Here is a 2,337-nt window from a genome sequence, read left to right on the forward strand (position 1 = left end):
GGCGCGGCAAGGTCACCGCGCCGATCTTCCTGCTGGTGCCGCAGGTCAAGCTGCCAAAGCGGCTGGACCTCGCGCGGGACGCAGGTCGGGCGTTGGACAGCGTGCCGGGGCTGATCGTGGCGAATTGGGTGGACGGAAGGGTTAGATGATTAGGCGCGCGCCTCAACCTCTCGCTCTTCTCGCGCCGCGCGGCGCCGACGACGGGGTTCCTCAGTGTCTCCGAGCCCCTCGAGTGCGACAGGAGCCTTGCCGGGGAATTCGACCATCAGCTTGAGGTTGCCACCCATCGCGCGCACGTAGCTCGTGAGCGTCGAGAGGAGCAGATCGCTCTGACGCTCGTATTTCGCCACCGTTGCCTGCTGAATGCCGAGCGTGTCCGCAAGTTGGACCTGGGTCATCTCCTTGGCTTTCCGCAGTTCCTGCAGCGTCAGGTATTCCATATGCAGACGATCCGCCTCGGCCTCGACGCCAGCACGCCGGGCGGGATCGAGGGCAGCCAGCTTGTCCTTGAGAGTCCGTGCCATGATCGTCATCCTTTCCGTCTCTCGAGATGGCTGTCGAACCGTTCGTCGGCCCGGGCGATCAGCTGCTTGTAGAAGCGCTTCTCGCTGCCACCTGATTTGTCCCCGCCGACAAGCAGGATCGCCTGCCGGTCGGGATCGAATGCGAAGGCGATGCGCCATACGCCATCAGCGGCATTGCAGCGCAATTCCTTCATGTTCGCGTGCTTCGACCCTGTCAGGGTGTCGGCATGCGGTCGACCGAGCGATGGCCCCTCGCGTTCCAGCAGGAGCGCGCGTGCCAGGATCGCGTCCTGCACCTCTTGCGGGAGTTCGTCGAACTCCGGCTCGAACTCCTCTGCGAACGAAACGGTCCACGGCATCCGGTCCTCATGTCTTGGAGGCTATATAGCCTTGAAGCACTAATTTTGCAATAACGACTCTCAGAGGTCCGTACATGCCCACCCCACGCGAAACCATCCTCGCCGCGCTGCAGGCCCGACTCTCCGCGCTGCCCGCCACCTCTTTACGCGGCGAGGTGCTGCCCGAACGCGTGCCGGTCGAGGGCTTGCTGATCCTGCGCGACGGTGAGCCGGGAGAACCCGAGGTGACGCTTTCACCGCTCACCTACCACTACCAGCACCGAACCGAGATTGAGGCGGTCGTACAGGGTGCCGACCGTGACGCCACCTTCGACACGCTTTGCGCCAGTATCGGCGCGACGCTCACGTCTGACCGCACTTTGGGCGGGCTCTGCGACTGGGTCGAGGCGGAAGCGCCGCGGCCGGTGGACTTGGCCGTAGAGGGCGCGGCCAGCCTCAAGGCGGCCGTGATACCGGTCGTCCTTCACTACACCACAGCCGATCCCCTCGGCTGATCCAACCGACAGAAGGAAACCGACATGGCACGAGCCCAAGGGGCGCGGGCGCAGATGGCGCTTGCGTTCGAGACCGTCTATGGCACGCCGCCCGCGAGCGGCTTCACGAAATTGCCTTTCGCCAGCACCACGCTCGGCGCCGAGCAGCCGCTGCTGAACTCGGAGCTGCTCGGCTACGGCCGCGATCCGCTGGCGCCTATAAAGGACGCGGTGACCGCGGATGCGTGTCCTGCCCGGCGCGGTGATCGGGTGGGACATGTCGGCGGCGCTGGCGCTCGGTGACGCTCTCGGCGTGCCGCCGCTCGCCATGGCCGAACTGCTGCCCGTCATCGAAGTGGTGATGGTGGCCAAGCTCAACGAACAGATGGATCACTCCCATGGCGGAAAAACGGGTTAGCGTCCGCCTCGCGGCCGTGGGCGGACGGCAGGTGCGCGCCGAACTGGAAGGTGTCGGCGAGGCCGGGTCGCGCGGCTTCGGACGGCTGAGCCGCGAGATGGAGGCGGCCAACGCCCGGCTTGCAGCCTTCTCCCGCCGTGTCGCTGTGGCGGCTGCAGCCGCCGTGGCAGCAGCCGCCGCCGCTGGCGTGGCGATGATCCGCTCCGGCCTGCAGACGGTCGATGCGCAGGCGAAGCTCGCCCAGTCGCTCGGCACCACCGTCGCCTCGATCCAGACGCTGGAGCGCGCGGGCGAGTTGGCGGGCGTTTCCATGTCCGGCATCGAGCAAGCCACCAAGGATCTGACGCGCCGTCTCAGCCAGGCGGCCGCCGGGACCGGTCCTGCCGCCGATGCTCTGGATCGGCTCGGGCTCTCGGCCAACGAGCTGATCGCCCTGCCGCTCGACCAGCGGGTGGGTGCCATCAACGCAGCCATCGAGAACTTCGTGCCCGCCGCCGAACGCGCGGCTGTCGCGGGCCAGCTCTTCGGCGAGGAAGGCTCCATCGCCATGTCGCGGATCGACA

General features: G+C 66.9%; 5 protein-coding genes and 2 pseudogenes. 5 read left to right on the forward strand and 2 right to left on the reverse strand.

The features are described 5' to 3' along the window. Positions 1 to 149, forward strand: a 149-nt coding sequence (locus tag V7050_RS20430) for a DUF6441 family protein (RefSeq protein WP_324411202.1), incomplete at its 5' end; no start/stop codon positions are given. Here the strand turns inward: V7050_RS20430 and V7050_RS20435 are convergent. Both V7050_RS20435 and V7050_RS20440 read right to left on the reverse strand, forming a co-directional pair. After that, positions 150 to 524 (reverse strand): helix-turn-helix domain-containing protein, encoded by a 375-nt coding sequence (locus tag V7050_RS20435; RefSeq protein WP_324375896.1) that lies wholly within the window; start codon positions 522 to 524, stop codon positions 150 to 152. A gap of 5 nt (positions 525 to 529) precedes the next feature. After that, positions 530 to 883: a type II toxin-antitoxin system RelE/ParE family toxin gene (locus tag V7050_RS20440; RefSeq protein ID WP_324375894.1), complete on the reverse strand. Its 354-nt coding sequence runs from the start codon at positions 881 to 883 to the stop codon at positions 530 to 532. Positions 884 to 957: 74 nt separating this feature from the next. On the opposite strand from V7050_RS20440, the gene V7050_RS20445 reads away from it, so the two are divergent. From V7050_RS20445 to V7050_RS20460, 4 genes and pseudogenes are all read left to right on the forward strand, one after another. Continuing rightward, a complete protein-coding gene (locus V7050_RS20445) occupies positions 958 to 1,377 on the forward strand; it encodes an acyl-CoA transferase (RefSeq protein ID WP_324375891.1) in 420 nt (139 codons plus the stop codon). 24 nt (positions 1,378 to 1,401) lie between these two features. Further along, positions 1,402 to 1,599, forward strand: a pseudogene (locus V7050_RS20450) (phage tail tube protein); the annotation flags it as partial. 34 nt (positions 1,600 to 1,633) lie between these two features. Continuing rightward, complete coding sequence (locus tag V7050_RS20455; protein WP_324375889.1) at positions 1,634 to 1,774, forward strand: DUF7697 family protein; 141 nt, start codon at positions 1,634 to 1,636, stop codon at positions 1,772 to 1,774. Further along, a pseudogene (locus V7050_RS20460) lies at positions 1,755 to 2,337 on the forward strand (phage tail tape measure protein); the annotation flags it as partial. The gene V7050_RS20455 and the pseudogene V7050_RS20460, both read left to right, overlap by 20 nt.

It is taken from the genome of Amaricoccus sp. (assembly GCF_036846665.1).
Taxonomy (GTDB): domain Bacteria; phylum Pseudomonadota; class Alphaproteobacteria; order Rhodobacterales; family Rhodobacteraceae; genus Amaricoccus.

Coding starts and splice junctions, on each gene's coding strand:
- V7050_RS20435 (WP_324375896.1), bottom strand. CDS start 524: ATGGCACGGACTCTCAAGGACAAGCTGGCTGCCCTCGATCCCGCCCGG.
- V7050_RS20440 (WP_324375894.1), bottom strand. CDS start 883: ATGCCGTGGACCGTTTCGTTCGCAGAGGAGTTCGAGCCGGAGTTCGAC.
- V7050_RS20445 (WP_324375891.1), top strand. CDS start 958: ATGCCCACCCCACGCGAAACCATCCTCGCCGCGCTGCAGGCCCGACTC.
- V7050_RS20455 (WP_324375889.1), top strand. CDS start 1,634: ATGTCGGCGGCGCTGGCGCTCGGTGACGCTCTCGGCGTGCCGCCGCTC.